The 14,133-nt window shown below is 70.0% G+C and carries 14 protein-coding genes; 8 read left to right on the plus strand and 6 right to left on the minus strand.

Going from position 1 to position 14,133, the window contains the following annotated elements; all coding sequences use genetic code 11:
• The first annotated feature begins 170 nt into the window (after nucleotides 1-170).
• From B072_RS0137805 to B072_RS0137820, 4 genes are all read left to right on the plus strand, one after another.
• On the plus strand, nucleotides 171-1,451 hold the full coding sequence (locus B072_RS0137805; RefSeq protein ID WP_018535187.1) for an extracellular solute-binding protein: 1,281 nt from the start codon (nucleotides 171-173) through the stop codon (nucleotides 1,449-1,451).
• A gap of 140 nt (nucleotides 1,452-1,591) precedes the next feature.
• Nucleotides 1,592-2,584, plus strand: a complete 993-nt coding sequence (locus tag B072_RS0137810) for a carbohydrate ABC transporter permease (RefSeq protein WP_018535188.1) — start codon at nucleotides 1,592-1,594, stop codon at nucleotides 2,582-2,584.
• A gap of 41 nt (nucleotides 2,585-2,625) precedes the next feature.
• Nucleotides 2,626-3,468, plus strand: a complete 843-nt coding sequence (locus tag B072_RS0137815) for a carbohydrate ABC transporter permease (protein WP_026246722.1) — start codon at nucleotides 2,626-2,628, stop codon at nucleotides 3,466-3,468.
• Nucleotides 3,469-3,477: 9 nt separating this feature from the next.
• Nucleotides 3,478-4,971 carry a glycoside hydrolase family 3 protein gene (locus B072_RS0137820; protein ID WP_018535190.1) on the plus strand — a complete coding sequence of 498 codons (1,494 nt, stop codon included), beginning with the start codon at nucleotides 3,478-3,480 and terminating at the stop codon, nucleotides 4,969-4,971.
• 84 nt (nucleotides 4,972-5,055) lie between these two features.
• On the opposite strand, the gene nagB is transcribed toward B072_RS0137820, so the two are convergent.
• Entirely contained in the window at nucleotides 5,056-5,841 is a 786-nt protein-coding gene (nagB, locus tag B072_RS0137825) for a glucosamine-6-phosphate deaminase (protein WP_026246723.1), read from the minus strand.
• Nucleotides 5,842-6,115: 274 nt separating this feature from the next.
• Here nagB and B072_RS0137830 point away from each other — a divergent pair, with 274 nt between their 5' ends.
• From B072_RS0137830 to B072_RS0137840, 3 genes are all read left to right on the plus strand, one after another.
• A complete protein-coding gene (locus B072_RS0137830) occupies nucleotides 6,116-7,183 on the plus strand; it encodes an SIS domain-containing protein (RefSeq protein ID WP_018535192.1) in 1,068 nt (355 codons plus the stop codon).
• Nucleotides 7,184-7,248: 65 nt separating this feature from the next.
• Nucleotides 7,249-7,845, plus strand: coding sequence for a TetR/AcrR family transcriptional regulator (locus B072_RS0137835; protein ID WP_018535193.1), 597 nt, complete (start codon nucleotides 7,249-7,251; stop codon nucleotides 7,843-7,845).
• A gap of 405 nt (nucleotides 7,846-8,250) precedes the next feature.
• Nucleotides 8,251-9,717, plus strand: a complete 1,467-nt coding sequence (locus B072_RS0137840; protein ID WP_026246724.1) for a sensor histidine kinase — start codon at nucleotides 8,251-8,253, stop codon at nucleotides 9,715-9,717.
• 212 nt (nucleotides 9,718-9,929) lie between these two features.
• Here B072_RS0137840 and B072_RS0137845 read toward each other — a convergent pair whose 3' ends face one another.
• Both B072_RS0137845 and B072_RS0137850 read right to left on the minus strand, forming a co-directional pair.
• Nucleotides 9,930-10,187, minus strand: a complete 258-nt coding sequence (locus tag B072_RS0137845; RefSeq protein ID WP_016639615.1) for a WhiB family transcriptional regulator — start codon at nucleotides 10,185-10,187, stop codon at nucleotides 9,930-9,932.
• Between the two features lie 319 nt (nucleotides 10,188-10,506).
• Nucleotides 10,507-11,475, minus strand: a complete 969-nt coding sequence (locus B072_RS0137850) for a diacylglycerol/lipid kinase family protein (RefSeq protein WP_026246725.1) — start codon at nucleotides 11,473-11,475, stop codon at nucleotides 10,507-10,509.
• 126 nt (nucleotides 11,476-11,601) lie between these two features.
• Here B072_RS0137850 and B072_RS0137855 point away from each other — a divergent pair, with 126 nt between their 5' ends.
• On the plus strand, nucleotides 11,602-12,054 hold the full coding sequence (locus B072_RS0137855; RefSeq protein WP_018535196.1) for a hypothetical protein: 453 nt from the start codon (nucleotides 11,602-11,604) through the stop codon (nucleotides 12,052-12,054).
• 90 nt (nucleotides 12,055-12,144) lie between these two features.
• Here the strand turns inward: B072_RS0137855 and B072_RS0137860 are convergent, their stop codons facing one another.
• The 3 genes from B072_RS0137860 to B072_RS0137870 all read right to left on the minus strand — a co-directional run bounded on the left by B072_RS0137860 (nucleotide 12,145) and on the right by B072_RS0137870 (nucleotide 14,107).
• Nucleotides 12,145-13,179, minus strand: a complete 1,035-nt coding sequence (locus tag B072_RS0137860; protein WP_078506724.1) for an RNA polymerase sigma factor SigF — start codon at nucleotides 13,177-13,179, stop codon at nucleotides 12,145-12,147.
• Nucleotides 13,176-13,589, minus strand: coding sequence for an anti-sigma regulatory factor (locus B072_RS0137865; RefSeq protein WP_026246727.1), 414 nt, complete (start codon nucleotides 13,587-13,589; stop codon nucleotides 13,176-13,178). Before B072_RS0137865 ends, B072_RS0137860 begins: the two co-directional genes overlap by 4 nt.
• A gap of 257 nt (nucleotides 13,590-13,846) precedes the next feature.
• Nucleotides 13,847-14,107, minus strand: coding sequence for a UBP-type zinc finger domain-containing protein (locus tag B072_RS0137870; protein ID WP_018535199.1), 261 nt, complete (start codon nucleotides 14,105-14,107; stop codon nucleotides 13,847-13,849).
• Nucleotides 14,108-14,133 lie beyond the last annotated feature (26 nt).

A 14,133-nucleotide genomic window follows, 5' to 3' on the forward strand; every position in this document is an offset into this window, starting at 1 on the left:
ACGGACGCACAGACCTTTCTCAGCCACCCTTGACACGCCTATTGGTCTGGGCCAAGCTCCCGGTACTGGTCTACACCATTAAACGGAGACCGGGTCCCAGTCCCACGTGCACTACTCGTCTGATGCGTCGCTGTGGGTGGGGGGTTGCTGGCATCCCTGAGGAGGGTGACGTGAAGCGCAAGCTCATTGCGGCCATCGGTATCGCGGGCATCATGGTCTCGGTCGCGGCGTGCGGCGACGGTGACAAGAAGTCCGACAATGCGGGGGCGGACGCCAAGGAGATCACCGTCTGGCTGACGGTCGACGCTCAGAACAACTGGCCGGACCTGGTCAAGGCGGCCGACGCGGCGCTCAAGAAGAAGCACCCCGGCATCAAGATCAACCACGAGTACTACGGCTGGCCGGACAAGCCCGCGAAGTTCGACGCCGTCCTCGCCACCGACAAGGTGCCGGACGTGGTCGAGATGGGCAACACCGAGATGCTCAGCTACATGGTCCAGGGCGCGCTCGCCCCGGTCGACGCGTCGAAGTTCGAGAACTCGGCGCAGTGGCTGGACGGCCTCAAGGCCTCGGTGACGTACGACGGCAAGACCTACGGTGTCCCCTACTACGCCGGTGGCCGCGTGGCGACCTGGCGCACCGACATCGCCAAGGCCTCGGGCATCAAGTCCGCGCCGAAGACGTACGACGAGCTCACCGCCTCCCTGGACAAGGTCCAGAAGAAGCAGGGCGACAAGTTCAACGCCTGGTACCAGCCCACCCGTGACTGGTACGCGGCCATGTCCTTCGTCTACGACGCCGGCGGCTCGATCGCCAAGGAGGACGGCGGCAAGTGGGTCGCCAACCTGTCCTCGGCGGAGTCCCAGAAGGGCCTCACCGAGTTCAAGAACGTCATCGACAAGTACATGCACGGTGACAAGACCAAGGACGAGTCCGACCGTTACATCGTGTACGGGCAGGGCAAGTCGGACCTGATCTTCGGCGCGGCCTGGGAGGGCGCGACCTCCGCCGACCCGAAGAACGACAAGACCGGCAAGCTCAAGGACAACCTCGAGAACTTCGTGATGCCGGGTCCGTCCGGCAAGGCGATGCCCGTCTTCCTCGGCGGCTCGGACCTCGCCATCCCGGCGAAGTCGGACGCGCAGGCCGTCGCCGCCGAGTGGATCGACGCCTTCACCGGCGCCAAGGGCCAGAAGGGCCTGATGGCCAAGGGCAACCTGCCCAACAACAAGACGGACCTCGCCACCATGAAGTCCGACCCGAAGACCGAGGTCCCGGCCACCGCGGCCGAGTCCAACTGGTTCGTCCCGATGGCTCCGGGCTGGGGCAAGGTCGAGAAGGCCCAGGTCCTGCAGACGATGCTGCAGGAGATCGGCACCGGCAAGAAGTCGGTCGAGCAGGCCGCGAAGGACGCGGACGCCAAGATCGACAAGGTCATCAACAACAAGTGACCTGACGCGGGGCCCCGTCGGCTGCTTCCCAGCGACGGGGCCCCGCGGCTCGTACCCCTGTACAGCCCGTGCGTCGGGCACGTACACACGGCTTAGCTCGACCTATTGCACGACCTGAGGGACCGCTGAGGAGCGCGCGGATGAGTGCCGCTGACACGACCACTGCCAAGATGCCGCCGCCGCGGCAGTCACCGCCCCCGGACACCGCGAGCGGGTCCCCGCGAGGGCCGCGCAAGAAGCGCTCGGGCGGCGCCGCCACCCCGTGGGCCCTGCTCGCGCCCTGTCTGCTGATCCTCGTCCTGATCCTGGGTTATCCCCTGGTCAGGCTGGTCACGCTCTCCTTCCAGAAGTTCGGCCAGGCCCAGCTGTGGGGCTTCCAGGAGCCGGAGTCGGTCGGCTTCGACAACTTCTCCGCGATCCTCGGCGACAGCCAGTTCTGGCAGGTCGTCGTCCGCACGATCGTCTTCGCCGCCGGGGCCGTCATCTTCACGATGGTGGTCGGCATGCTCATCGCGCTGCTCCTGCAGCGCGTCTCGGGCTGGGTGAAGACCCTCATCAACATCGTGCTCGTGGCGAGCTGGGGCATGCCCATCATCGTCGCCACCACCGTCTTCAAGTGGCTCTTCGACTCCGACTACGGCGTCTTCAACGCGCTGCTCAGCAAGCTGCCGGGCGTCGACATGGTCGGCCACAACTGGTTCGCCAGCGGCCCGCAGGGTCTCGCCGTCATCATGCTCCTGGTGGTCTGGGGCGCCGTGCCGTTCGTGGTCATCACGCTCAGCGCGGGCCTGACCCAGGTGCCCAAGGAGATGGAGGAGGCCGCGCGCCTCGACGGCGCCGGCGCCTGGGGCGTCTTCCGCTTCGTCACCCTGCCGATCCTCAAGCCGATCATCGTGATGCTCACGACGCTCTCGGTGATCTGGGACATGGGCGTCTTCCCGCAGGTCTTCGTCATGCGCGGCGGCCACCCCGAGGACGAGTTCCAGCTGCTCACCACCTACTCGTACGACCGGGCGTTCCAGGTCAACGACTACGCCCAGGGCTCCGCGATCGCCCTCGTCACGGTGATCCTGCTGCTCGGCGTCGTCGCCGTCTACATGCGCCAGATGCTCAAGATCGGAGAGGTCGAGTGAGCACCACCACCGCCCCTGTGAAGCCGGCGGCCCCCGCCCCGGTGAAGATCACCGCCGACAGCGGCCGCCGCAAGTCCAAGGCCGGCTGGAACGTCCTCGGGCTGCTCGTCTTCCTCGTCGTCGGCTTCCCGGTCTACTGGATGCTCAACACGGCGTTCAAGCCCGCCAAGGACGCCATCGACCCGGACCCGAGCCTCTTCCCGACCGGGTTCACGCTCGACAACTTCAAGCGCGCGCTCGACATCGCGGACTTCTGGGGCCCGGTCGGCCGCAGCCTCGTCGTCTCGCTCGTCGTGGTCGTCATCGGCATCGTGATCGGCATGCTGGCGGCGCTCGCCATCTCCCGGTTCGCCTTCCGCGGCCGCAAGATCGTGATCGTCGGCATCCTCGCGGTGCAGATGGTGCCCCTGGTCGCCATGATCATCCCGGTCTTCCTGCTCCTGAACGACCTCGACCAGTACGACAAGCTCTCGGGCCTGGTCATCACGTACCTGACCTTCGTGCTGCCGTTCACGGTGTGGACGCTGCGCGGCTTCATCGTCAACATCCCCAAGGAGCTGGAGGAGGCCGCCCAGGTCGACGGGTGCACCCGCACCGGCGCCTTCGTCCGCGTGGTGTTCCCGCTGCTCGCCCCGGGCATGGTCGCGACGTCGGTCTACGCGTTCATCCAGGCGTGGAACGAGTACCTGTACGCCCTCATGCTGATGAGCCAGAAGCACCAGACGGCCACGGTCTGGCTCGGCAACTTCACCACCAAGCACGGTACGGAGTACGCCCCGATGATGGCCGGTTCCACCCTGATGGCCGTGCCGATCGTGGTCCTGTTCCTCTTCGTCCAGCGCAAGATGGCCGCGGGCCTGACCGCCGGCGCCGTGAAGGGATAACGCCACCTGATGACGACACTCGCAACCGGTACGGACACCCTGACGCGGGACGCCCTGACGGTCCTGCAGCCCGGCTTCACCGGCACGACCGCCCCCGACTGGCTGCTGCGGCGCCTCGGGGAAGGGCTCGCGTCGGTCGGGCTCTTCGGCCGCAACATCGCCTCCCCCGACCAACTGTCCGCCCTGACCGCCCAGTTGAGGGCCGAGCGCGGCGACATCCTGGTCGCGATCGACGAGGAGGGCGGCGACGTCACCCGCCTCGAGGTCCGTACGGGCTCCTCGTTCCCCGGCAACCACGCCCTCGGCGCGGTCGACGACGTCGAGCTGACCCGGGCGGTCGCCTTCGAGCTGGGCCGCCGGCTCGCCGAGTGCGGCGTGAACCTGAACTGGGCGCCGTCCGCCGACGTCAACTCCAACCCGGACAACCCGGTGATCGGCGTCCGCTCGTTCGGCGCCGACACCGGCCTGGTCGCCCGGCACACGGCGGCGTACGTGAACGGCATGCAGTCCGCCGGCGTCGCCGCCTGCACCAAGCACTTCCCGGGCCACGGCGACACCGGCGTCGACTCGCACCACGACATGCCCCGCATCGACGTCGGCCTCGACGTGCTGCACGCCCGTGACCTCGCCCCGTTCCGCGCGGCGATCGAGGCGGGCTCGCGGGCGGTCATGAGCGCGCACATCCTGGTCCCGGCCCTCGACCCGGACCGCCCGGCAACGTTGTCCCGCCGCATCCTGACCGGACTGCTGCGCGAGGAGATGGGCTACGACGGGCTCATCGTCACCGACGGCATGGAGATGCAGGCCATCTCCGCCACGTACGGCATCGAGCGCGGCAGCGTCCTCGCCATCGCGGCCGGCGCCGACGCCATCTGCGTGGGCGGCGGTCTCGCCGACGACGAGACGGTGACGCGGCTGCGCGACGCCCTGGTCACCGCGGTCCGCTCCGGCGAACTGTCCGAGGAGCGGCTCGCGGACGCGGCCGCCCGGGTGCGCGCCCTCGCCGAATGGACCGTGATGTCGGGTGCGTCGGGCACGTCGGGGGGCGTGCCCGACACGGAGATCGGTCTGGTGGCGGCCCGCCGCGCGCTGACGGTGACCCGTGGCGGGTACGTCCCGCCGGTGGACGGCGCCCCGGTCCACGTGGCCGCCTTCTCGCCCGTCGCCAACATCGCCGTCGGCGACGAGACCCCCTGGGGCGTCGCCGCCGAACTGGAGCGCCTGCTGCCCGGCACGACCACGGGCTCGTACACCGGCCCGGACGCGGCCGCGTCGGCGCTCGCCGCCGCGGGGGAGCGGCGCGTCGTCGCGGTCGTCCGCGACGAGCACCGGCACGCGTGGATGTCCGACGCCGTCTCCACGCTGCTGGCCGCCCGGCCCGACACGGCGGTCGTGGAGATGGGCGTGCCCCAGGCCGCGCCGCGCGGCGCCCTGCACATCGCCACGCACGGTGCGGCGCGGGTGTGCGGGGTGGCTGCCGCCGAGGTCATCGTGGGCGGCTGACGGTTCCGCACATGACTGGTGCCGGTCACCCCGGACGGGGGGTGACCGGCACCTTTGTCATGTCGGGCGTGCTGCCCGGTGGGCCTACAGGCCCTGCCACTGAGGCTTGTTGACGTACGTGTGCCGGAAGTAGTCCGCCAGCTTCAGCTTGGACGCGGCGGCCTCGTCCACGACGACGGTCGCGTGCGGGTGCAGCTGCAGCGCGGAGGCGGGCACGACGGAGGCGACGGGGCCCTCGACGGTCGCGGCGACGGCGTCGGCCTTGCCCTCACCCGTGGCGAGCAGCACCAGGTGCCGCGCCTCCAGGATGGTCCCGATGCCCTGCGTGATGACGTGCCGCGGGACCTGGCTCAGGTCCCCGTCGAAGAAGCGCGCGTTGTCCGTGATGGTCTGCTCGGTCAGCGTCTTGATCCGGGTCCTGGACGCGATCGACGAGCACGGCTCGTTGAACCCGATGTGCCCGTCGGTCCCGATGCCGAGCAGCTGGAGGTCGACGCCCCCGGCCTCGGCCAGCGCCTTGTCGTACGCGACGCAGGCGGCCTGCACGTCCGCGGCGCTGCCGTCGGGGCCGATGAAGGAGTCCTCGCCGAGCCCGAGCGGCTCCACGACCTCGCGCAGCACCGTCGCCCGGTACGACTCGGGGTGCCCGGTCGGCAGGCCCACGTACTCGTCGAGCTGGGCGATCCGCGCCTTGGACGCGTCGACCTCGCCGCCGCGGACCTTCGCGGTCAGCGCCTGGTAGATGGGCAGCGGGGTCGAGCCGGTGGCCACACCGAGCAATGCGTCGGGCTTGCGCCGCAGCAGCTGGGCCATGGCCTCGGCGATCAGCTCGCCACCTGCCTTGGCGTCCGGAACGATCACAACTTCCACGCTGGGCCTGCCGTTCTGGTCAGAGGGGACGGGTACTGCATGTGGTATAGACCAATCTAGCAGAGCGACCCCCCGCGGGTCAGGCCCCCGCGGGGCCTCTCTGCCCATGCTCAGCGCTCCCGCGGACAACGGCACTTCGAAGCGCCCCGTCGGGGGCGCGGGGAACCGCGCGAGCGGCCCCTCCCGCCGACGGGACCCCGCCCGGTGGGCGTCCCGCGCGCCGGGCAGCCACAGTGGAAGCACCGGCCCACGCCCCGCCCACCGGAGGAAGCCCATGAGCAACCCTGAACAGGAGCAGCAACACCCGGGCCGGATCATGTCCCGGGAGATCCGCGAGCAGCCCGAAACCCTGCGCCGCCTGCTCGCCACCGGCGCCTCCCGCATCCAGGACGTGGCCCGCCAGGTCGCGGCGCGCGGCCCCCGCTTCGTCCTGCTCACCGCCCGCGGCTCCTCCGACAACGCCGCGCTCTACGCCAAGTACCTCCTGGAGATCCGTCTCGGGCTGCCCTGCGGCCTCGCCTCCATGTCCACCACGACGGCGTACGGCGCCCGCCCCGATCTGCGCGACGTCCTCGTGATCACGGTGAGCCAGTCCGGCGGCTCTCCCGACCTGGTCGCCTCGACGAAGGCCGCCCGCGAGGCCGGCGCGATCACCGTCGCCGTCACCAACAACCCGGACTCCCCGCTCGCCGCGGTCTCCGAGCACCACATCGACATCATGGCCGGACCGGAGAAGGCGCTGCCCGCGACGAAGACGTACACCGCCTCGCTCCTGGCCCTTTACCTCTTCGTGGAGGGGCTGCGCGGCGCCGACGGCTCGACGGCGGCCGCCGCCCTGCCCGACCTGGCCGCCGGTCTGCTCGCCCGGCACGACGAGGTTCGCACCCTCGCCTCCCGCTACCGCTTCGCCGAGCGCATGGTGATCACGTCCCGCGGCTACGGCTACCCGACGGCTAAGGAGGTGGCCCTCAAGCTGATGGAGACCAGCTACATCCCCGCCCTCGCCTACTCCGGCGCCGACCTGCTGCACGGCCCGCTCGCCATGGTCGACAACATCTCCCCGGTCGTCGCCGTGGTCACCGACGGCCAGGGCGGCCTCGCGCTTCAGCCCGTGCTCGACCGGCTGCGCGACCGCGGCGCGGACCTGATGGTCGTCGGCCCCGAGGCCCGGGTCGCCGAGGCCTCCGCCGGTTTCGTCCTGCCCACCACCGGGGTGACGGAGGACGTGCAGCCGGTCCTGGAGATCCTGCCGCTGCAACTGCTCGCGTACGAGGTGGCCGTCGCCCGCGGCCAGAACCCGGACGCCCCGCGAGCCCTCGTCAAGGTGACCGAGACCCGGTAGTCCCCCCGCATCCCGGCAGTCCCCCCTGCTACTAGTTTCCTAGTGGGCGCTATAGAATTGCCGCCATGGCGACCAAGCAGCGCGGGCGGCCCCGCTCCTTCGACCGGGAGACCGCCCTGGAGAAGGCCCTGCGGGCCTTCTGGGAGCACGGGTACGAGGCCACGTCCGTCTCCGACCTGACCCGCGAGATGGGCATCGGCGCCCCCAGCCTGTACGCCGCCTTCGGCGACAAGCGCTCCCTGTTCGAGGAGGTCGTGCGGGTCTACGGCACCACCCACGGCGCCGGCCCCGCCCGCGCCCTCGCCGAGGAGCCCACGGCGCGCGGCGCCGTCGAGCGGCTGCTGCGCGAGGCGGCCGACGAGTTCACCGACCCCGCGCACCCGTACGGCTGCCTGGTGATCCACGCCGCGACGAACTGCACGACGCCCGAGGTCGAGCAGGCCCTGCGCGAGCAGCGGGGGACCAGCATCGCCGCCATCGAGGACCGGCTGCGGCAGGGGGTGGCGGCGGGGGAACTGTCGCGGGACACGGACACGACGGTTCTGGCCCGGCACATCGCCGCGGTCTTCCAGGGCATGTCGCAGCAGGCGCGGGACGGCGCGACCAGGGCCGAGCTCGAAGCCGTGGCCGAGCTCGCGATGGCGGTCTGGCCGGGGAAGTGACCGGGATCTGAACCGGCCCGTTCCGGCACGCGTGGGTAAGGACGTACGTTGGAGTAACCGTGGGCGCGACGATCGCGGACATCGGAGGAACAGTCGTAGGAAGAGACGACAACAAACCTCCGCCGATGCATGGACATCGGAGAATGGTCTAGTCCACAATGCGTAACGGAGACCTCCGCCCTCCCCGCACAGGAGGACGGACAGAGGACCCGCCGCTCTCTGCCCTGACTGCGTCGGATCCTCGATCGGCCCCGGGCACCGCACACCTGGAAGCCGATGCACCTGAAGGGCTGCGGTGCCAGGGAAAGGGTTGAGGGTCCCGACCCCCGGCGCCGCGGCCCGTCGGTCTTCACGGGACTTTTCGGCACCCTGTCGGCCGACAGGTACGCTCGCCTGGTGCCCTCCATGAACGATCTCGTACGCCAGCACACCGCCCTCGGTGACTCCGACCTCGAGTGGCTCCACCTGCTGGTCTCGGAGTGGCAGTTGCTCTCCGACCTCTCCTTCGCCGACCTCGTGCTGTGGGTCCCCACGCACGACGGCACGCGGTACGTCTCCGTCGCGCAGATGCGCCCCAACACCGGGCCCACCTCCTACCAGGACGACATGGTGGGGCACCTGGTGCCGCGCGGCCGCCGCCCGATGCTCGACGCCGCTCTCGACGAGGGCCGCATCGTGCGCGAGGGCGACCCCGAGTGGCGCGAGGAGGTGCCGGTGCGGGTCGAGTCCATCCCCGTCCGCAGGGAAGGGCGCGTCCTCGGCGTCATCGCCAGGAACACCAACCTGCTCACCGTGCGCACCCCCTCACGACTGGAGCTGACCTACCTCCAGTCCGCCTCCGACCTCGCGCAGATGATCGCCGCCGGATCGTTTCCGTTCCCCGGCCAGCAGGTCGACATGGACGCGTCCCCGCGCGTCGGCGACGGCCTGATCCGGCTCGACGCCGACGGCGTCGTCCAGTACGCGTCCCCCAACGCCCTCTCCGCCTACCACCGGTTGGGCTTCCAGGCCGATCTGGTCGGCCACCATCTCGGCAGCACGACGGCCGAACTCGCGCCGTCCCGCGGACCGGTGGACGAGGCGCTCGCCAAGGTGGCCAGCGGCTGGGCGCCGCGCGAGTTCGAGATCGAGGGCGAGGAGGGGTCGATCCAGCTGCGCGCGATCCCGCTCAAGCCGAAGGGTGCCCGGATCGGCTCCCTGGTCCTCCTTCGCGACGTCACCGAACTGCGCCGCCGCGAGCGGGAGTTGATCACCAAGGACGCCACCATCCGGGAGATCCACCACCGGGTGAAGAACAACCTCCAGACCGTCGCCGCGCTGCTCCGCCTCCAAGCCCGGCGCATTGAGTCGGACAGGGGGCGCGAAGCGCTGGAGGAAGCCGTCCGGCGCGTCGGTTCCATCGCGATCGTGCACGAGACGCTCTCCCAGAACCTTGACGAGCGCGTGGAGTTCGACGAGATCGCCGACCGGGTGCTCGCCATGGTGGCCGAGATCTCGCCGGGCCAGGTGACCGGCCGGCGCACCGGCCGCTTCGGCATCCTCGACGCCGAGGTGGCGACCCCGCTCTCGATGGTCCTGACCGAGGTGCTGCAGAACGCACTTGAGCACGGTTACCGCCAGGGCGACACCGGCACGGTGGAGGTCTCGGCGGTGCGCGGCGGCACGAGCAAGGACGCCCGCCTCCTGATCACCGTCCAGGACGACGGTGTCGGCCTGCCCGAGAACTTCGACCCGAAGCGGGCCGGGAACCTGGGGCTGCAGATCGTACGCACCCTGGTGGAGGGCGAGTTGGGCGGCACGTTCGACATGGTGCCCGCACCCGAGCGCGGCACCCAGGTCATCCTCGACATCCCCGTGCGCTCCCAGAAGTAGCCCCGGGCGGCAGCCCCGGCGGGGCTACGCGTACGCGAACAGCAGAGAGCCCCGGACCGTTGAACGGTTCGGGGCTCCATACTCGCGTGCTCGGGTCATGTCCCGGGCTGAGCCTGGGGGAGCATCGGGGGTACTGCGCGCTGCGGCTCGGGGGCGGGAGATGCGTACTCGCTGTACGCGCCGCCGGGCTCAGGCTCGTGGGGGGTGGGGAATCAGGCGGAGGCCTGACGGGCCCGGTTGCGAGCGGCGCGGCGCTTCATCGCGCGGCGCTCGTCCTCGCTGAGGCCACCCCAGACGCCGGAGTCCTGGCCGGACTCGAGCGCCCACTGCAGGCACTGCTCCATGACGGGGCAGCGGCGGCAGACGGCCTTGGCTTCCTCGATCTGCAGCAGCGCAGGACCGGTGTTGCCGATGGGGAAGAAGAGCTCGGGGTCTTCCTCGCGGCAAACGGCGTTGTGACGCCAGTCCATGTCTGCTACCTCTCCTTGGTATTACGTGCAGGTTGCTTGTGAATGTGAACGCTTTCACGAATCCCTCAACAAGTGAAGGGCCGAACGTCACGAACGCGACGGTGGTCCGTTGTTTTGAGGAGGGGATTCGGGCTCTCTGTGGGGCCGATGTTGCGGGCCGTCCCGAGCGCCATGTAGAGATTCGCAAACCTCGGCGGCGGATACAACCCCTTCAGGAAAGTTTTTTTTGATTCCTCGGTGTCGGCTAGGTCACAGCCGTACTTCCATGGGGTGGAGCCTGGCCCAAACGTTCGAGATAAAGGACTTTGGGCCCTTCCACTCACACAATCACACGCAGTGCACGGCGTACGCCTGTGAACGTCACGCTAGTCCGCAGCCCCAGGTGGTCACCGTCCATCTGAAGGGGCAGGGGCACCTTCGAATGCAAGGTGAAGTCCGTCAGGTCATGGAGCGTGACCGCGTTCTTACCCTGGGGTCCCCGTTCGGGCGTCGACATCAGCAGCTGGGTGCCGTAACGGGTCACCGCCGGAGTCGACAATTTCTTGAGTCCGAGCACGTCAAGGCCGGTGTCGAAGGACGCCTGGGGGGTCGGGTACAGCGGCCGGTTGCCCAGGAACGACCACGGCGACGTGTTGCTGATTATGGAGACGACCAGATCCGTGACCGGATCCTCGTCCGGCCGTTCGAGCGTGATCGTGCCGTGCCGGCGGTCCTGCTCGCCGAGGAACTGGCGCACCACCTGTCGCACATACAGGGCGTGCGTCGAACGCTTGCCGCGTTCGCGCTGCTGCTCGACCCGGCCGACCACCCCCGCGTCGAAACCGAGACCCGCGCTGAAGGTGAACCAGCGCGACGGCACCGCCTCGTCCTCCGTGCCCGGGGTGCCCCCGGCGAGGCCCAGGCCCACCGTGCGCTGCCGGCCCTCCCGCAGGGCGTCCAGGAGCTGCCCCGTGGCCTCCACGGGTTCGTTCGGCAGGCCGAGGGCGCGGGCGAAGACGTTCGTGGAGCCGCCGGGGACGACGGCCAGGCCCGGCAGTCGGTCGAGGTCGGGGCCGTGGTGCAGCAGCCCGTTCACCACCTCGTTGACCGTGCCGTCGCCGCCGAGGGCGACGACCAGCTCGATGTCCTTGCTCTCCGCGGCCTGCCGGCCGAGGTCACGTGCGTGGCCGCGGTACTCGGTGGTGACCGCCTCCAGCTTCATCTCGCTCGCCAGGGCGTGGATCAACACGTCACGCGTGCGCTCGCTGGTGGTGGTTGCCGCTGGATTGACCACGAGAAGTGCACGCATGCAAGGCAGCGTACCTAGCGGCCTTGATCGCGCCCAGACCGAGGTAGGAGTCGGGTAAGAGCGCGCGGGCCCGCGGGGCGGGGTGCGGCCTCTCCGGGGGCGCCGTGCGGGGGCTACGCTGCAAAGGTGACCTCAGAGCAGAATCCCGCCCCCGAGACCTCCGAAGAAGAAGGCCCGCGCCCCGGCCGGCTGACCCTGGCCGCCGCCCTGGCCGGACTCGAAGGAGCCGCGCTCGTCGTCGGCGGTGGCTACATGCTGGTCGCCGGGCTCGCCGGACACCCCGACAACCCGGAGCAGGCCATCACCGGCGGCATCACGCTCATCGTGCTCGCGCTGCTGCCGCTGCTCGCCGCCCGCGGACTGCTGGCCCGCAAGAGCTGGAGCCGCGGCCCCGCGATCATCACGCAGATCATGGCGCTGCCCGTCGCCTATACGTTGCTGCAGGCCGACAGCGCCGCCATCGGCGGCGGCATCGTGCTGGGAGTGGTGGCGGTCGTCGCGCTGGTGATGCTCGTGAACCGGGAGACCACGCGCGCGCTCGGCATCCGTACGCCGGGAAGCGCGCAGGAATCCGAATAGACCTGGACGCACGGAAAGGCGCCCGGTGCGAGGTGTGCACCGGGCGCCTTTTCGCGCGCAGGAGGACAGCCGCCCACAGGGAGCGCGCTCTCACTCCTCCACGAGGAGCTTCTCGCGCAACTGCGCGAGTGTGCGCGCCAGAAGACGGGACACGTGCATCTGGGAGATACCGACCTCCTGGGCGATCTGCGACTGCGTCATGTTCCCGAAGAAGCGCAGGAGCAGAATGCGCTTCTCGCGCGGCGGCAGGTCCTCCAGGAGCGGCTTGAGCGACTCGCGGTACTCGACGCCCTCCAGCGCCTCGTCCTCGGCGCCCAGGGTGTCGGCGACCGCCGGGGACTCGTCGTCCGTGTCCGGGACGTCCAGGGACAGCGTGGAGTACGCGTTCGCGGACTCCAGGCCCTCCAGGACCTCCTCCTCGGAGATGGCGAGCTTCTCGGCCAGCTCGTGGACCGTGGGGGAGCGGCCGTGCATCTGGGACAGCTCGGCCGTCGCCGTCGTCAGGGCCAGGCGCAGCTCCTGGAGACGGCGCGGGACGCGCACGGCCCAGCCCTTGTCGCGGAAGTGCCGCTTGATCTCGCCGACCACGGTCGGGGTCGCGTACGTGGAGAACTCCACGCCGCGCTCCGGGTCGAACCGGTCCACCGACTTGATCAGGCCGATCGTCGCGACCTGGGTGAGGTCGTCCAGCGGCTCGCCGCGGTTGCGGAAGCGGCGTGCCAGGTGCTCGACCAGGGGCAGATGCATGCGCACGAGCTTGTTGCGCAGCTCCGCGTACTCCGGGCTGCCGTCCTTGAGGGTGCGCAGCTCGATGAACATCGCCCGTGCACCGCTGCGGTCCTGCGGATCTCGCCGGCCGTGCTGCTCACCGCTTCGCTGGTGGTCGCTCATCAATCCCGCCCGTCGCGCGTCCGATCCCCCTGAGCCCCCGCGAACGTCGGCCCTGATGGTCGGCGCTGCCTGTTGTGGAGCGTCCGTGGCCGGGTCCGCCCGGTCTTCCGGATGCGGCCGGGCCTGCTGTTCGGGGATGCCGGTGGTCAGCCGTCGCATCCCGTCCGAGCCGTCGGCCGGGAGATCCCGTGTGCCGCGTTTGTCGTCCCGCACCGGACCGTCCCCGTTCATCACGCCGGGCCGGGGCCCGCGCCGCGCTTCTTGTAGAGACTGATCGAGACGGTGTTGTCCTCGGCCACGGTGGAGTCGACCTGGCCCGCGAGGGCCGACAGCACTGTCCACGCGAAGGTGTCGCGCTCCGGGGCCCGGCCGTCGGTGGTCGGCGCGGAGACCGTCACCTCCAAGGAGTCGTCGACGAGACGGAACACGCAGCTGAGCACTGAGCCGGCGACGGCCTGCTGGAGCAGGATGGCGCAGGCCTCGTCGACCGCGATGCGCAGGTCCTCGATCTCGTCGAGGGTGAAGTCCAAACGTGCCGCGAGGCCGGCCGTGGCCGTCCGCAGCACCGACAGGTAGGCACCCGCAGCCGGCAGCCGGACTTCCACGAAGTCCTGATTCCCGGGCTCGCCTGCAAACTGGGACACCCTCACCTCCAAGGTGGTACAAGCTCTTTCGGGCTCCGGGAGGTGTCGTCCCCCGGGTGACGCGCCACATATATCTGCGGTGACGCTACCGCGCGCCCGACTTTCCTGTCCCGGGGACCCCCGGCCCGTTGCTGTCACTCATAGTAAGCCCTCGGGTACGGACAGTGGCTAGGGGGTGTGCGGGCCCAATTGGAAAGAGCGGGCGCCGGGTTGACGTACCCATGCGTCCGCCGATCGAATCCCGCTGCCGCTCCGGATCAGACCAGTACGGCGTCCACGAAGCACCAGCGCCAGCTCTCACCAGGCTCGAAGGTGCGCATCACCGGGTGGCCGGTCTCCTTGTAGTGCTCCGTGCCGTGCTTGTACGGCGAGGAGTCGCAGCAGCCCACGTGGCCGCAGACCAGACACAGCCGCAGTTGCACAGGGTGACTGCCGGCGGCCAGACACTCCAGGCAGGTCTCGCTGAGAGGTGCCGGTTCGGGGTGCGGCAGTGCGTCGGCGTGCAGGCACTCGTTCATGATGGCCAGGTTACGACGGGCGGCGT

This window comes from Streptomyces sp. HmicA12 (genome assembly GCF_000373565.1).
Lineage (GTDB): Bacteria > Actinomycetota > Actinomycetes > Streptomycetales > Streptomycetaceae > Streptomyces.